At 66.5% G+C, this 13639-nt stretch carries 14 protein-coding genes and 1 pseudogene; 6 read left to right on the top strand and 9 right to left on the bottom strand.

What is annotated here, in order from left to right; translation table 11 throughout:
• Window positions 1-927, top strand: coding sequence for a TIGR03619 family F420-dependent LLM class oxidoreductase (locus tag DDE10_RS22700; protein ID WP_114955096.1), 927 nt, complete (start codon window positions 1-3; stop codon window positions 925-927).
• 61 nt (window positions 928-988) lie between these two features.
• Here the strand turns inward: DDE10_RS22700 and DDE10_RS22695 are convergent, their stop codons facing one another.
• The 5 genes from DDE10_RS22695 to DDE10_RS22675 all read right to left on the bottom strand — a co-directional run bounded on the left by DDE10_RS22695 (window position 989) and on the right by DDE10_RS22675 (window position 6425).
• A complete protein-coding gene (locus tag DDE10_RS22695; protein WP_114955095.1) occupies window positions 989-2206 on the bottom strand; it encodes a DUF1214 domain-containing protein in 1218 nt (405 codons plus the stop codon).
• Between the two features lie 28 nt (window positions 2207-2234).
• On the bottom strand, window positions 2235-2999 hold the full coding sequence (locus DDE10_RS22690; protein WP_114955094.1) for an SDR family NAD(P)-dependent oxidoreductase: 765 nt from the start codon (window positions 2997-2999) through the stop codon (window positions 2235-2237).
• Window positions 2992-3681: an EthD domain-containing protein gene (locus DDE10_RS22685; RefSeq protein WP_114955093.1), complete on the bottom strand. Its 690-nt coding sequence runs from the start codon at window positions 3679-3681 to the stop codon at window positions 2992-2994. The genes DDE10_RS22690 and DDE10_RS22685 overlap by 8 nt, the downstream gene beginning before the upstream one ends.
• A gap of 3 nt (window positions 3682-3684) precedes the next feature.
• On the bottom strand, window positions 3685-3999 hold the full coding sequence (locus DDE10_RS22680; protein WP_114955092.1) for a 2Fe-2S iron-sulfur cluster-binding protein: 315 nt from the start codon (window positions 3997-3999) through the stop codon (window positions 3685-3687).
• A 110-nt stretch (window positions 4000-4109) separates the two neighbouring features.
• Window positions 4110-6425, bottom strand: a complete 2316-nt coding sequence (locus tag DDE10_RS22675) for a TonB-dependent receptor (RefSeq protein WP_162806803.1) — start codon at window positions 6423-6425, stop codon at window positions 4110-4112.
• A gap of 375 nt (window positions 6426-6800) precedes the next feature.
• On the opposite strand from DDE10_RS22675, the gene DDE10_RS22670 reads away from it, so the two are divergent.
• Entirely contained in the window at window positions 6801-7319 is a 519-nt protein-coding gene (locus DDE10_RS22670; RefSeq protein ID WP_162806802.1) for a nuclear transport factor 2 family protein, read from the top strand.
• Between the two features lie 41 nt (window positions 7320-7360).
• On the opposite strand, the gene DDE10_RS22665 is transcribed toward DDE10_RS22670, so the two are convergent.
• Window positions 7361-8113, bottom strand: a complete 753-nt coding sequence (locus tag DDE10_RS22665; RefSeq protein WP_162806801.1) for an SDR family NAD(P)-dependent oxidoreductase — start codon at window positions 8111-8113, stop codon at window positions 7361-7363.
• Between the two features lie 119 nt (window positions 8114-8232).
• On the opposite strand from DDE10_RS22665, the gene DDE10_RS22660 reads away from it, so the two are divergent.
• Both DDE10_RS22660 and DDE10_RS22655 read left to right on the top strand, forming a co-directional pair.
• A complete protein-coding gene (locus DDE10_RS22660; RefSeq protein WP_114955088.1) occupies window positions 8233-8949 on the top strand; it encodes a hypothetical protein in 717 nt (238 codons plus the stop codon).
• Window positions 8950-9081: 132 nt separating this feature from the next.
• Window positions 9082-10371, top strand: coding sequence for a spinster family MFS transporter (locus tag DDE10_RS22655; RefSeq protein ID WP_114955087.1), 1290 nt, complete (start codon window positions 9082-9084; stop codon window positions 10369-10371).
• Between the two features lie 3 nt (window positions 10372-10374).
• On the opposite strand, the gene DDE10_RS22650 is transcribed toward DDE10_RS22655, so the two are convergent.
• Genes DDE10_RS22650 through DDE10_RS22640 form a run of 3 tightly spaced genes read right to left on the bottom strand, consistent with a single transcriptional unit; the run spans window position 10375 to window position 12467 of the window.
• A complete protein-coding gene (locus DDE10_RS22650) occupies window positions 10375-11127 on the bottom strand; it encodes a glucose 1-dehydrogenase (protein ID WP_114955086.1) in 753 nt (250 codons plus the stop codon).
• Window positions 11124-11903 carry an SDR family NAD(P)-dependent oxidoreductase gene (locus DDE10_RS22645; protein ID WP_114955085.1) on the bottom strand — a complete coding sequence of 260 codons (780 nt, stop codon included), beginning with the start codon at window positions 11901-11903 and terminating at the stop codon, window positions 11124-11126. The genes DDE10_RS22650 and DDE10_RS22645 overlap by 4 nt, the downstream gene beginning before the upstream one ends.
• Window positions 11904-11912: 9 nt before the next feature.
• A complete protein-coding gene (locus tag DDE10_RS22640; protein ID WP_114955084.1) occupies window positions 11913-12467 on the bottom strand; it encodes a VOC family protein in 555 nt (184 codons plus the stop codon).
• Window positions 12468-12648: 181 nt separating this feature from the next.
• Between DDE10_RS22640 and DDE10_RS22635 the strand changes: the two genes are divergently transcribed.
• Complete coding sequence (locus DDE10_RS22635) at window positions 12649-13497, top strand: alpha/beta fold hydrolase (RefSeq protein ID WP_114955083.1); 849 nt, start codon at window positions 12649-12651, stop codon at window positions 13495-13497.
• Window positions 13498-13530: 33 nt separating this feature from the next.
• Window positions 13531-13639, top strand: a pseudogene (locus tag DDE10_RS22630) (electron transfer flavoprotein subunit beta/FixA family protein); the annotation flags it as partial.

Genomic DNA, 13639 nt, shown 5'->3' with positions numbered 1-13639 from the left:
ATGGCCGCCCGCACGGCCCTGCAACTCGGCCTCAGCATGCAGGGGATTCCCGACTGGTTCGGCGGCCGGATCGACCCCGCGATCGACCAGGTCCGCCTCGCCGAGGATAAGGGTTTCGACTTCGTCTCGGTGCCGGATCATGTGATCATGAGCGGGGCGATCGACAAATATCCCTATGGCAGCTTTCCCGTCCCGCCCGATCATCCCTGGCTCGAGCCGCTGACCCTGATCGCCGCAATCGCGGCGCGCACGACGCGCATGCGGCTGATCACCGCCATCCTGATCGCGCCGCTCCGGCCCGCCGTCTTCCTCGCCAAGCAGATCGCCACGGTCGACGTCATCGCCAACGGACGGCTCGAGGTAGGCGTCGGCGTCGGCTGGCAGGAAGAGGAATATCACGCCGTCGGGATCCCCTTCGACGGCCGCTTCGGCCGGCTGATCGAGGCAGTGCGCGCCTGGCGGGCCCTGTGGAGCGAGGCGCCGGCGAGCTTCGAAGGCAAGACCGTCAGCTTCCGCGACATGTATTCCCTGCCGTTTCCGGTCCAGCAGGGAGGCGTGCCGATCTGGCTCGGCCTGGCCCCGAGCGAGCGCAATGTCGATCGAATCGCCGAGGTCGCCGACGGCTGGCTGCCGGTCCACCAGGGGGATCCGGATCAAATCGGCGCCGGCGTCGCCGCGGTTCGCGAGGCATTCGTCCGCCGCGGCCGCGACCCGGAGACCCTGAAGGTGCGCGGCATGCCACAGCCGGTCCAGACCGCGGGAAAGCCCGACCTGGAGGCCACGCTGAAGCAGATCCCGGACTTCCTCCGCGCCGGCGTCACCCATCTCGAGGTCACTCCGGCGCGCTGGTGCCGCAACGCGGAGGAATTCACGGATTTCGTCGATCGTGTAGTCGCGGCGGTCGAACCTTTTCGCGCAGGGCGCTAGCCGAGGCATCGAGCGGCGCCCGGCGTGGCCCGTCTTCGCTCGCAGGCGAGAGGCTTTGTCCCTACTCCACCAGTGCTCCGGTGCGGATCGCATTCTCTTCGGCGAGCGCGGCCCAACCGTGCCGTGCCAGCGCCTGCGCGTCGACCAGATGGACGATCACCTCCGGCGGGGCCTCGGCCTTGATGAAGCGAAGGCCCATCACGCCGCCGCCATGGCCGTCGCAATCGATCCAGTTGCCGCCGATCCCGGGATTCCGGTCGGCGATCACCAGATGGACGCTGCCGTCCGCCTCGTGCCGGGCACCGAGCTTGGTGAGATAGCCTTGCCGCTCCTCGTAATTGTCGAGATTCTCCTTCCAGACGTTGCACAGCTGGAAGTTCCAATATTCGCACTCGGGTGGGGTGAAGCGGAGCACGAGCGCCTGCCCCGGCGGCTTGTCCCACACGCCGAAGGCGAAATGGCGGTCGGGTACGCCGCCATAAGCGAGATAATGCTGGCGGGAGAAAGGCAGCTGGTTCGGCCGCTGCTTCAGATTCTCCAGATACCAGCCGCGTTGCATCTCCGAATAGCCGAGCACGTTGAGCGCGGTCTTGGCGAGGCCGTGGGCGAGACTGGCGGGATCGAGCGCGGCCGGACCGGCGCCGTCGATCCGCTCGATGCGGAATTCCGGCGGACGCTCCGACGCCCGGTCCAGATAGACGATCCGGAACATGATGCCGAGGGAGTCGGGGTGGAGTTGCAGCCAGTTGCCCTCATGCTCGCGCGTGCTGAGGACGATCTCGAAATTGCCGTCGGCGTCGCACTGCAGCGCGTCGCTCTGGAGAAAGGATCTGGTGGCGCGGATCGTCGGATCGAAGACGTCGAGCGCCGCCGTGCCCAGCGGCGCCCAATCGCGCGCGCCGGGATCGGCAACATGGCGGGTCGTGTGCTCGGTCAGCACGAAATAGGGATTGGTCCCGAGCCGGCCGCTGATCCGATACTCGCTCGGCGGCGGATCGAATTCGTAGAGAAGATGGTCCTGGTCGGGCGACTGGACGTTGATGCTCTGACGCCAGCAGACGTCGCGCAGCCGCGGCCGGTCGGCCTCGCAATTCTCGACGAAGCGCTCGAAGCCGTTGCGGATGACGCGCGTCAGGAAGCGATACCATTCGGCGCGATCGAGATCGCCGAGCGCATCGCCCCATTCGTCCACGCGGCTTCCGGCGAGCTTGATCGTGTCGCAGAAATCGGCCCAGGCACGACCGGTCAGCAGCCGATCGGCTGCGGGATCCGACTTCATCTGCATTCCTCCTGCTGGGTCGCCTCCATCAGCCACGGATGGTGAAGCCGCCATCGGTCGGCAGCGTCTGACCGGTGATGAACGCGGCCGCGCTGCTGGTCAGAAAGAGCGCCGCGCCGGCCTGATCGATTGGCTCGCCGAGACGGCCCAGCGGCGTGCGGGCGAGCGTCGGCTCGCCCAGCTTCGGATTCTCGAAGGCCGCCGCGGTCATGCGGGAACGGGTGAGGCCGGGCGCGATACCGTTCACGCGGATGTTGCGCGGCGCCCAGGCGATCGCCAGCGTCTTCACGAGCTGCGTCAATCCGGCCTTGGCCGCGCTATAGCCCGGTACTGCCGGATGGCCGAAATAGGCGCTGGTCGATCCGACGAGCAGGATCGCGCCGCCTCCCGGCGCGGCGCTGGCGCCGAGGCGCCCGGCGCAGGCATGGGCGAGTCGATAGACGCCGGTAAGGTGGGTGCGGACCGCATGGTCGAACGCCGCAGGCGCGAACTGGTCCCCAGGAACCGGCATGGCGACGCCCGCGCTATTGACCAGGATGTCGAGCGCGCCGGCTTCGGCGGCCACCTGCTCGACCCGTCCCTCGTCGGTGATGTCGAGCTGCAGATAGCGGACCCGGCCCAGATCCTCCGCATAATCCTCGGGCGAGCGCCTGGTCCCGGTCACGGTCACGTCCGCACCCGCGTCGAGATAGGCCCGGGCGATGGCCGCGCCGATCCCGCTCGTTCCGCCGGTGACGAGAACCCGCCGGCCCGAAAAATCGAACGAGAGATCGGGCCAGGCGGCGTCAGCCATAAGGCGGCTTGAAGACATATTGGCGGGTGGCGATCACGTCGATGGCGGCCGGATCGATCATCCGGACGGCGCTCGCCTGGTAGACGGCAATGTCGACGCCCGGCTTGTAGCCCTGCGCGGGGTCCTCCAGGGCGGCGAGCGGATAGATCTCCTCGACGATCGCATCATAAGGCGGAGCGGCATAGGTGACCGGCCGCACCACGACATTCTGCGCATAATAGGTGCAGACATGGTCTTCGACGGCGCGTTCGGTATGATGATTGAACCAATATTCCAGCCACTCCGCGGGCTGGAATCGGTTCGGCCGGCGCATGAAGACGAGTTGCGCATAGCCTTCGCTCGGCGTCCCCGGCCCGCCGGCGAAAGGCGGCGGCGCGACCGGCTGGGATTCGGTGACGAGATAGGCGGCGAGCCGCGCATGGGCGGCGACGACCAGGTCGAACTTCTCCCTGCACCGGTCGATCGCGCTGTCCACCCAGAGGTGGAGGGCGGCTTCGATCGGCGGCTTGGTCGCCTGCGGGAAGGGCAAAGCATGTCCTCCGACCGTCTCGTCGACCAGGTCGAGATGCAGCCCGCGCGCGCCTAGATCCAGCAGCCTCGGCGCGACCTCCTCCAGCAGGTCGCGGTTGAACTCGGACCGCGGCCGTCCTTCCGACCAGAGCGCATAGACCAGCTTCTCCACCGGTCAGTCCCCGGGCACCCGCAGGATCAGTCCCTCATGATCCTCCCGGAGCTGAATTTGGCAGGACAGCCGCGAGAGATCGGTGACTCCCTCGGCGAACTCCAGGAGATCGCTTTCCATGGCGCCGGCCCGGCCGGTCCGCTCGATCCAGGCCGGATCCACCTGAACGTGGCAGGTCGCGCACGAGCAGCTGCCGCCGCAATCGGCGACGATCCCGGCGACATTGTTCTGCAGCGCGACCTCCATGACGGTATGCCCCACCGGCGCCTGGATGACGTGGCCGAGACCGCCCGGCTCATAGATGATGATGTTCGGCATTCGCTTTCCTCGAAGCTCACATTGTCTTGTCGATCATCGCTCGACGGGCGCCTTCGGTGACGCTGCGGCGGACGGAGCCTCCTGGCCCGGCCCATCCGCCGCAGCACCGCTCAGAAGCGGAAGGTCAGGTCGGCGCCGAAGGTGCGCGGCGGGTTGTAGTAAGCGACGGTCAGGTTTCCGAGCGCCGCATCGAAGTCGATGCCGCCCTGGCGGCGGTGGGTGTCGAACAGATTCCTCACCCACAGATTGATCTCGGCCGTCCCGCCGAATGCCGGGATGTCGGTGGCGCGCAGGCCGACATCGACCAGGCTCGTCGCCTCGGCCTTGGTGGTCTGGGCGCTGGCGCGGATCGTCGCGCTGCGCGGGCGGACATCATAGGCCTGAACGAAATGGGCCGAGGTGTGGGAGAAGTCGACATTGAAAAAGACGCTGCCCCAATCGCGCTGGATCAGGCGGGCCTCGGCGGTGGCCGCCAAGGTCCATTCGGGGGCGAAAATCACCGCGCGGGTGTCGGACACGTCGACGCCCCGGTCGAAATATTCCTTGTACCGCGAGTCGAGATAGCCGACCGAGCCGCTGAGCCGCAGCCAGTCGTTCGGACGCAGCTGGAAATCGACCTCCGCGCCAAGCTGCTCGCCCTGAGCGGCGTTGTCGACCACCACCGCCGCGAGAATGCCCTCGTTGCGGAAGACGTTCACCTGCTGGTCGTGGATCTGGTTGAAGAAGACGGCGGTGTTGATCTGGAAGGCGCCGTTCATGAAGCGAAGCTTCGCGCCGCCTTCGAAGCTGTCGACCGTCTGCGGATCGAAGGTGGTGATGGCAAAGGCCGCCGTGCTGCCCAGGTTGAACCCGCCGCTTTTGAAGCCCCGCGCATATTTGAGATAGAGATTGACGTTCGCATCGGGCTCGTACTGGAGGATGAGCGCCGGCGTGAACGCCTCGTCGCTCCTTTCGTCCTCGCGCAGGCCATAGTCCACGGTCGTGCCGGCGGCGGTCAGCGTGTCCTGGCGGACCCGCATGCTCTTCTGCTCGTAGGAATAGCGCAGGCCACCGGTCAGGGTCAGTCGGTCGGTCACCCTGAGGTCCACCTGGGCGTAAGCGGCATAGGCGTCCGTCTCGAAGCGGTAATATTGGATCGCGGTCCGCGCCGATCCGAAGAACTGACCGCGCTTGCGCACGTCCCCGGCCTCGTGGAAATAATAGAGGCCGGCCGTGTAATTCAGGCTGCCGGCCTCGCCGGTGATCTGGAACTCCTGACTCTCCTGGCCGTAATCGTTCGCCAGGTCGGTGGTGGCAATGGCGAGGGGCGTGCCGTCGAGATCGACATTGTTGCGATAGTCCATCGTCCGGATCGATGAGATCGACTTGAGCGTCGCCGGCCCGACATCGAACTCGGCGATCAAGGTGTGGCCGAGCACCTCCGACCGCTCGATATTGGGCTCGTTGAAGATGCCCCCATTGGCATAGGTGAAGTCGCTATAGCCGTCCTGCAGGTAGAGATAGGCCGGGAAGCCGAGATAGGAGGGCGAAGCCGGATCGAAGAGCGCGCCGGCCAGGGGTGCGCGCGCGAAGTCGACGAGGATCGGCGCGCGCGGCGTTGCGTTGATCAGATTATAGTCGAGCGCATAATCGACGGTGATGTCCGTCGTCGGCTGATAGCGGATCGCGGCCCGGAACGCCGTATTCTCGCTCCTCTCGAACTGGCTGGGCGCTCCGGGCTGCGCCAGCGGCGTCGGGAACGGATTGGGGACGACGCGGACATAACCGTCGCGGCTGTCATGCAGCCCGGCGAGCTTGATCGAGAAATCGCCGATGGCCGGCAGATCGAGGTTTACCCGGCCGCGCACCTGGTCGTAATTGCCGATGCCGAGCCTGACATTGCCGCCGAATTCGCCGCTCGGCCGCTGCGTGATGATGTTCACGGCGCCGGCAAAGGTGTTGCGGCCATACAGGGTTCCCTGCGGCCCGCGCAGCACCTCGATGCGTTCGATGTCGGCGAGCCTGAAGAAATTGCCCGCCGCCTTGGCGATGTAGACGCCGTCGACGTAGGTGCCCACGGCCGGATCGTAATAAGGCGTGTTGCTGATCTCGACGCCGCCGCGGATGGCGACGATCCCGCTGGCCGCGAAAGTACCGGTATAGACCCTCAGATTAGGGACGTAGCTGTCCAGATTCTCGATGTCGGCGATGTTGCGTGCATCCAGGGTCTCCGCATCGAGCGCAGAAATGGCGATCGGCACATCCTGCAGCAGCTGCTCGCGCCGCTGGGCGGTGACGACGATGTCGTTCGAATTGTCGGTGGTGGATGATCTTTCGGCCCCCTGCGCGTCGGCGTCGGCCTCCGCCGCTGCGGCATCATCGACGCCGGAGGGCGCTGTCGACGGCGTGCCAGCATCCTGCGCCAGCGCCGGCGCAGCCGACATCATGATCGCACCTATCGACGCAGTCCTCGTCAGCAAGCGACGAAGAGAGCCGATATTATCTCGCGTCCCCATAATGGACTTCATCACAATTCCTCCCCAGCCGATATTATTATTGTTTATGGACATTCGGGCTGTACTTGACGCTTGGAGTCTCTATTCGAGAGACTGTCCCGCCCGCTCGCACCAACTCGCCTTTGTAGAAGGAGTGCTTGAAGGCCGCCCCCGCTCCAACTGAATTGGCGTATGGAGTTCCCATCCAAATGGTTGGCGCAGGGTCCACGCCGATGTTGGACGACCGACCAGAGATCGGTGGGACGCCGCGAGGAGGCCGCTACGCGTCGATGCGGGGCGACCGGCCCCAAGCCCATGGAGCCGCCGATGAACGATTGCCTCCAGGAGCTGGCCGCGAAGCAGGCGATCACCGAGGCGATCTACCGATACTGCCGTGGCTATGACCGGATGGATGCCGATCTCGCTTTGTCGGTTTGGCATGCCGGCGGCACCGTCGCCTACGGCAACCGCTATGACGGTCCCGCCGCCGACTATATCGGACCAAGCTGGGAGTATCGGCGCGGGCTGAGTGGATTCTCGCACCAGGTCGGCAACATTCTCATCGCGCTGCGGGGCGACCGGGCCGCCAGCGAGTCATACGTGACGGCGAGCCTGCAATTCCCGCCGAAAGACGGGATCATCGTCGAAGACGTCTGGCGCGGCCGGTACCTCGATCGCTGGTCCAGACGCGACGGCCGCTGGGGCATCGATCATCGTCTCTTCGTCGCCGATTCCTATGCGCAGACCAGCTATCCGGCGGAGCGCCTCGATCCCAGCTTCCTTGCGCTCAGCCGGACGGACCGCGACGATCCCTCTTATGCTCTCTTCGCGGAGCTGGAATCCTAAGGCGCGGCTCGTCTCCTGCCGGGGGCCATCGGCAGCGCTATCTAAGGCGCCTCTTCCGCTATCAGCCGCGTCACGCGCGCCTGAAGGTCCGTCTTGAAGTCCTGGTGGGTGAACACCCAGAAACGGTTCTCGCGGATGGCCGCGAAGGTCTCCTCGGCCACTTGGTGCGCCGGCATTCCGATCTCCTGGAGGAGCTGGTGCATCGGCGCGCCCGCGGCGGCTTCGGCCAGAGTGGTACGGACAGGCCCCGGCGCCAACAGCGACACGCCGATCGGGACCGCCACCTCGTCGAGCTCCAGCTTCAGCGCCTCGGCCAAGGCCCAGAGCGCATGCTTGCTCCCCGAGTAGGCCGCATTGCCCGCGCGGGCGACGAAGCCCGCCTGTGATCCGGTGATGACGATATGGGACCGACGAGCCTGCCGGCACAGCGTCGGCACCAAGGCGCCGATCATGTTGGCCGCGCCGAGCACGTTCACGGCCAGCGTCTCGCGCCAGGCCTCGGCTCCGATCTCCCAGCTCCGGCCGGGGCGAAGGATGCCGGCATTGCAGAAGAGAAGCGCGACGTCCTCGCCGCCCGCCTGGATCCCGGCTGCGGCGCGGCCGACCTCGTCGGCGTCGCTCACGTCGATCCGCCGCGGCATGATCGCGGAATCGAGCCCCATCAGGCCGTCGACGTCCACGTCCCAGGCATGCACGCGCATGCCTAAGCGAGCGGCGTGCAGGGCGAGCGCTCGGCCGATTCCGCGTCCGGCGCCGCTGACCACGGCCGACCGACCCTCGAGGTCCAGCTTCATGGCACCTTTCCTGACGCGGGTGCGGCGGCGAGCGAACAGACATTTACGCAGCCGCCCGCAAAGCAGAGCAAGGTGGCGGCCCCGCCTTCCGAAGAGCATCTGCCGCGAAGGAGGACGGGATGGAAAAGGTCATCTACGCGCTCTGGCGCGACTCTCGGATGGACCGGGAGGAATTCAGCCGCGGGCTTCGCGAGCAGGTGGCGCCCCGTCTCCTTGCCCTCGGCGCCCGCGGCCTCCAGATCAACGTCTCGGACGCCGCGGTCGATCGCGCCGCCGGGCTGGTCTGGAGCGCGACCCAGCCGGTCATAGACGGCGTCGTCCATCTCTGGGTCGACAGCGCGATCGATAGCTTTCGAAAGCCGTTCGACGAGGCGCTGCGCGGGGTCGCGTGGCAGATCGCCGCCTATCTGGTCACCGAATCCTGGCCGGTGGTCAACACGCGCCACCCGTCGGAGCCCGGGGAGCGGACCTATGGCTTCTCCCAGGTCGTCTTCATCGTGCGTCCGCCCCGCCTGGATCCCGATGAATGGCTGGAAACATGGCATCGCGAGCAAACCGGACCGGCGATCGAATGCCAGAACAATTTCTACTACCAGGCCAATATCGTGGCACGCCCGCTCACCCATGCCGCGCCTCGCTACGACGCGATCGTGGAGGAATGCCTTCCTCCGGAGGCGATGGACGATCAGAACTTCTTCTACGATTCCGACGGTGATCCGATCCGGGCCGAGGAAAACAAGCGGATCCTGCTCGAGAACGCGCAGAAGATGTGCGACTTCGACAAATTGGATGTGGTGGTGACCAGCCAATATGTCTTCAAGAACTGGGTAGGCTAGACTGGCCGGTTGCCTCGCCGCACCACGTCGGCGGCGCCGAACCGACATTTTGTCACGCGCCGCCGACGCTCTTGCCCGTGGTGGCGCGCAGCCCGGCTGTGGGACTCCTTCGCTCCCGGCGGGAGGATCCGAATGGAGTTGGCCGTACCATCTGAAGGACGACGCGCGAGCCACCGCAACGTCGTCCTCGCCTTCCTGGTGCTGATCTACGCGTTCAACACCATCGACCGCCAGATCATCGCCATCCTCCAGGAGCCGATCCGGGCCGATTTCGGCCTCGAGGACTGGCAGCTCGGCCTGCTCTCCGGCTCCGCTTTCGCACTCTTCTACACGATCATCGGCCTTCCGATCGCCCGCTATACCGATCGCGGCGGCAACCGCGTCACGATCATCTCGACCGCGCTGGGGCTGTGGAGCCTGCTCACCGCCGCTTGCGGACTGGCCCAGAACTATGTCCAGCTGCTCCTCTTCAGGATGGGCGTCGGCGTCGGCGAGGCCGGCTGCATTCCGCCTTCCCAGTCACTCATCGCCGACTATTTCGCGCCGCGCGAGCGCGGCCGTGCGATGGGCATCTACACGTCCGGCATCGCCATCGGCGCGCTGGCAGGCATCATGGGGGGAAGCTGGCTCGCGCAGGCGTTCGGCTGGCGCAACGCGCTCATCATGGTGGGCCTTCCGGGCATCGCCGTCGCCCTCCTGTTCAAGCTCATCGCCCGGGAGCCGCCGCGCGGCATGGCGGACGGCGGCCGGCTCGAAGCCGACCTGACCATCCCGACCGGTCAGGCGCTACGCATCCTGATGGCTAATCGCACCTACCGGCAGATAGCGGCAGGCGGATCGCTCTGCGCGGTGGCGACGATCGGCTTCAGTTTCTGGGTTCCGTCCTTCCTGATCCGCAACCACGGCCTGTCGCTCGCGCAGGTCGGCACCTGGTGGGGGCTCATCTTCGGGTTCAGCGGCCTCGTCGGCGCGATGCTCGGCGGCTATCTGTGCGACCGGCTCGGCCGAAAGGATCCCAAAGGCATCCTGCTCATCCCGGTCGCTACCATGCTGCTGGCGATCCCGTTCCAGATTGCCGGGATCGTCGCGGGCGATCCCGTCCTCGCCCTCGTCCTGTTCCTGGTGCCGACCATCGCCTACAGCATCTGGATCGTTCCGATGTTCACGTTGTCGCAAGGGCTGGTGCCGGTGGGCGTTCGCGCCACGTCGAGCGCGGTGCTGTCGTTCATCGTGAACATGGTCGGCCTCGGTTTCGGACCGCTCCTCATCGGCATCATCAGCGACTATTCCGGCTATCTGGCCGGCGACGCCGCCACGGGCCTGCGCTGGGCGCTGCTCGTGCTGACCGCCTCCAACATCTGGGCGGCGCTGCATTTCTTCCTCGGCATGAGGACGATCGCAGGGGACCTCGTCAGCCGGTGAGGATCAGCGCGCGGTCGCGCCGCCGTCGACCGCGAGGGGGTGGCCGGTGACGAAGCTCGCCTGATCGGAGCAGAGCCAGAGGACCGCATCCGCGATCTCGGTCGCTTCGCCGATCCGGCCGATCGGGTGAAGCGCGTCGAGCACCGGGCCGAAACCGGCCGCGATCGACCTTTCCACCATCGCCGTGCGCACCGCGCCCGGACAGACGGCGTTGATGCGGATTCCGAACGACGCATATTTCATCGCCACCGCCCGCGTCAGGCCGACGACGGCGTGCTTGCTGGCGACATAATGGTAGGTTCCGGTGCCGACGAGACCGGCGATCGAGGCGGTGTTGACGATCGCTCCGCCGCCGCCCCTCTGCATCTCGGGAACCTGATATTTCATGCCGAGATAGACCCCGCGGACATTGATCGCCAAGGCGCGGTCGAGAATCGCCTCGTTCCACTCGTCGTCCGCGCCATAGCCTTCCGAGACCCCCGCATTGTTGAAGGCGGCGTCGAGTCGCCCGAACGCCTTCACCGTTACCGCCACCATCCTCTCTACCTGCGCCGATTCCGCGACGTCGATGGCGAGGGACAGCGCGCGGCCGCCCTCAGCATCGATGATCGCCGCGGTCTCGTCGGCGGCCACCTGGTCTATGTCGACGACGGCGACCGCGGCCCCTTCGCGCGCGAAGGCCGAGGCCGCCGCCCGCCCCAGCCCGCCGCCGCCGCCGGTGACGATCGCCACCCGGCCTTCGAAACGGGCCTTCACGACTCCGGCGCACCGGGCAGGAAGCGATGATAGACGCCGGCGATCGCGCCTCCGTCGACCGTGGTCTCGGAGCCGCTCACATAGGAGGCTTCGTCGCTGGCGAAGAAGACGCAGACGCTCGCAACCTCTTCCGGCGCGCCGGGCCGCTGGAGCGGGACGTGACCGGTATTGGCGCGAAGCGCCTCCCGCGGCTTGCCGGTGGGATTCATCATCTTGGTATCGATGGTGCCGGGATGCACCGAATTCACGCGCACGCCCTTGGGACCGAGCTCGAGCGCCGCCGCGCGCATCAGGCCGCGCACGCCCCACTTGCTCGCGCTGTAGGCGGACAGAGAATTGGCCGATTTCATGCCGTCCACCGACGCGATGTTCACGATCGAACCCGCGCCGCGAGCGATCATATGCGGCGCGACCGACTTGATGCCGAGGAACACGCCGACGAGGTTGACGTCGATCACCCGCTCGAACTCCGCCTTCTCGAAATCGATCAGGGCCTTGAAGGCGAGCACCGCGGCATTGTTCACCAGGACGTCGATCCGGCCCCACCGGGCGGCGGTCTCGTCGACGAGGCCCCGCCACTGGTCCTCGTCGGTGACATCGAGATGGGCGAAGCGCGCATCTCCGCCGATTTCCCGGGCAGTCTCCTTCCCTTCCTCCTCCAGGACGTCGGCGAGGACGACCTTGGCTCCCTCCGCCGCAAAGCGTTGCGCGACCGCGGCGCCGACGCCGCGCGCCGCACCCGTCACGATGGCGACCTTCCCCTCCAGTCTCCCCACCGGTTCCTCCTATCGTTCCTGAGCTTGTGCCGGCAGGCCGTAGGCCCCCGCCATGCCTTCCTCGTCCATCAGGAAGGTGCGCGTCTCCTCGTAGCCGTGCGAGTTGATCTCGATGACATTGCCGAACGGATCCGCGCAATAAGCGGCGGCATAGGGCACGCCTTCGATCACCGCCCAGACCCTGCTGCGGCGGCCGCCATGGGCCTCGATCTTCGCCGCCAGCCCCTCGATGTCCGGATGGGTGACGCAGATATGGGTGAAGCCGCTGCGCCAGTAGGCGACCTCTCCCTCGGCAGGCTCGGGCGCGGGATCGATGAACTCGAAGACCTGGATGCCGACACGGTTGCCCGTCTGCAGGTGAGCCATGCGGAAGCGCCGGACGCGCGGGCCGAGCATGTCGAGGAGCGACTCCCCGAGCACCGGATCGATCGAGCTCATCTCGACCGGCTTGGTCATGACGGTGAAGCCGAGCACCTCCTGATACCAGGCGAGCGCCGCGTCCAGATCGGGGACGGTCATCCCGACATGGTTGACGGTCGGCATGCTCTTCGCGTGGTTCGGCATGATCGGCTCCCCAGCCAGCACCTATCGGCACACGAAAGCGCGAGGGGCCGCTTCATGACAGACAGCAATGGTCTGGCCGCCGCCGAGAATTTGTCCGATGGGCGCCAACCAATAGCGCGTTCGCGCCACCGGGGCGCTGCGCTAGACCGCCGCGGCAAGGCGATCGCGGGAGGAGCGAAGGATGAGCGGGTCACCCATTCCGGTCGGGAAATTCTTCACGCTCGGGAGCGGTCTCAAGGTCCATTACCACGAAGCCGGCGATCGCGCTCCCGGCCGGCCGACCATCCTGTGCATCCACGGCGGCGGGCCGGGTGCGAGCGGGTACAGCAACTTCAAGAAGAACATGCCGGCCTTCGCCCAACAGGGCTATCATGTGCTTGCGCCGGACCTGCTCGGCTTCGGACTGTCCGATAAGCCCGACGACATCGACTACAGCTCGGTGCTCCATGTCGAGGCGATGCGCGAGCTCACCACCGGACTCGGTGTCGATCGGGTGGTGCCGATCGGAAACTCGCTCGGCGGCAGCGTCGCCCTCGAATATACGCTGGAGCATCCCGCCGCCGTCGACAGGCTGGTGTTGATGGCACCGGGCGGCGTCGAAAACCCGGCTCTGTTCTGGGGCCAGACCGACGGCGGCCGCGCGCTCGCGGATTTCGCCAGGACCGACGACGGCAGCGAAGAGAGCTTCCGCAAGGTCCTGACCCTCCTCGTCCATGACGAAGCCGACATCACCGATACCGCCGTCGCCGAACGCTACGAGATCGCCCGTTCGCAGCCGAAGCGGGTCTTCACCTCGGTGACGATCCGCGAAACCTGGACGCGGCTCGGCGAGATCGACTGCCCCGTCCTCGTCTTCTGGGGTGCGAACGACCGCTTTCTCCCCGTCGACCAGGCGCTCAAGGCCGCGCGCGAGATAAGGGACGCCAAGATCGTCGTCTCCAGCCAGGCCGGACATTGGTACATGCTGGAGCAGCCCGACGACTTCAATCGCGAGGTCCTCGACTTCCTCGCGCGGCCGGCGCGCGCCTGACGCCGCGCAACCTATTTCGGAGCATCAGCCAAGATGAAGATACTCGCCGCTGTGAAGCGTGTGATCGACTATAATGTGAAGCCGCGGGTGAAGGCGGACGGCACGGGGATCGACCTCGCCAACGTGAAGATGAGCATGAACC

This window comes from Sphingosinicella terrae (assembly GCF_003347635.1).
Lineage (GTDB): Bacteria > Pseudomonadota > Alphaproteobacteria > Sphingomonadales > Sphingomonadaceae > Allosphingosinicella > Allosphingosinicella terrae.
Note: the sequence above shows the minus strand (reverse complement) of the source record. Positions and strands in the feature narration are given on the sequence as shown.

Excerpts from the sequence above, each read along its gene's own strand:
- DDE10_RS22665 (WP_162806801.1), bottom strand. The coding sequence starts at position 8,113 with ATGAAGCTGGACCTCGAGGGTCGGTCGGCCGTGGTCAGCGGCGCCGGA.
- DDE10_RS22690 (WP_114955094.1), bottom strand. The coding sequence starts at position 2,999 with ATGGCTGACGCCGCCTGGCCCGATCTCTCGTTCGATTTTTCGGGCCGG.
- DDE10_RS22640 (WP_114955084.1), bottom strand. The coding sequence starts at position 12,467 with ATGCCGAACCACGCGAAGAGCATGCCGACCGTCAACCATGTCGGGATG.
- DDE10_RS22670 (WP_162806802.1), top strand. The coding sequence starts at position 6,801 with ATGAACGATTGCCTCCAGGAGCTGGCCGCGAAGCAGGCGATCACCGAG.
- DDE10_RS22655 (WP_114955087.1), top strand. The coding sequence starts at position 9,082 with ATGGAGTTGGCCGTACCATCTGAAGGACGACGCGCGAGCCACCGCAAC.
- DDE10_RS22635 (WP_114955083.1), top strand. The coding sequence starts at position 12,649 with ATGAGCGGGTCACCCATTCCGGTCGGGAAATTCTTCACGCTCGGGAGC.
- DDE10_RS22700 (WP_114955096.1), top strand. The coding sequence starts at position 1 with ATGGCCGCCCGCACGGCCCTGCAACTCGGCCTCAGCATGCAGGGGATT.
- DDE10_RS22695 (WP_114955095.1), bottom strand. The coding sequence starts at position 2,206 with ATGAAGTCGGATCCCGCAGCCGATCGGCTGCTGACCGGTCGTGCCTGG.
- DDE10_RS22675 (WP_162806803.1), bottom strand. The coding sequence starts at position 6,425 with ATGATGTCGGCTGCGCCGGCGCTGGCGCAGGATGCTGGCACGCCGTCG.
- DDE10_RS22660 (WP_114955088.1), top strand. The coding sequence starts at position 8,233 with ATGGAAAAGGTCATCTACGCGCTCTGGCGCGACTCTCGGATGGACCGG.
- DDE10_RS22680 (WP_114955092.1), bottom strand. The coding sequence starts at position 3,999 with ATGCCGAACATCATCATCTATGAGCCGGGCGGTCTCGGCCACGTCATC.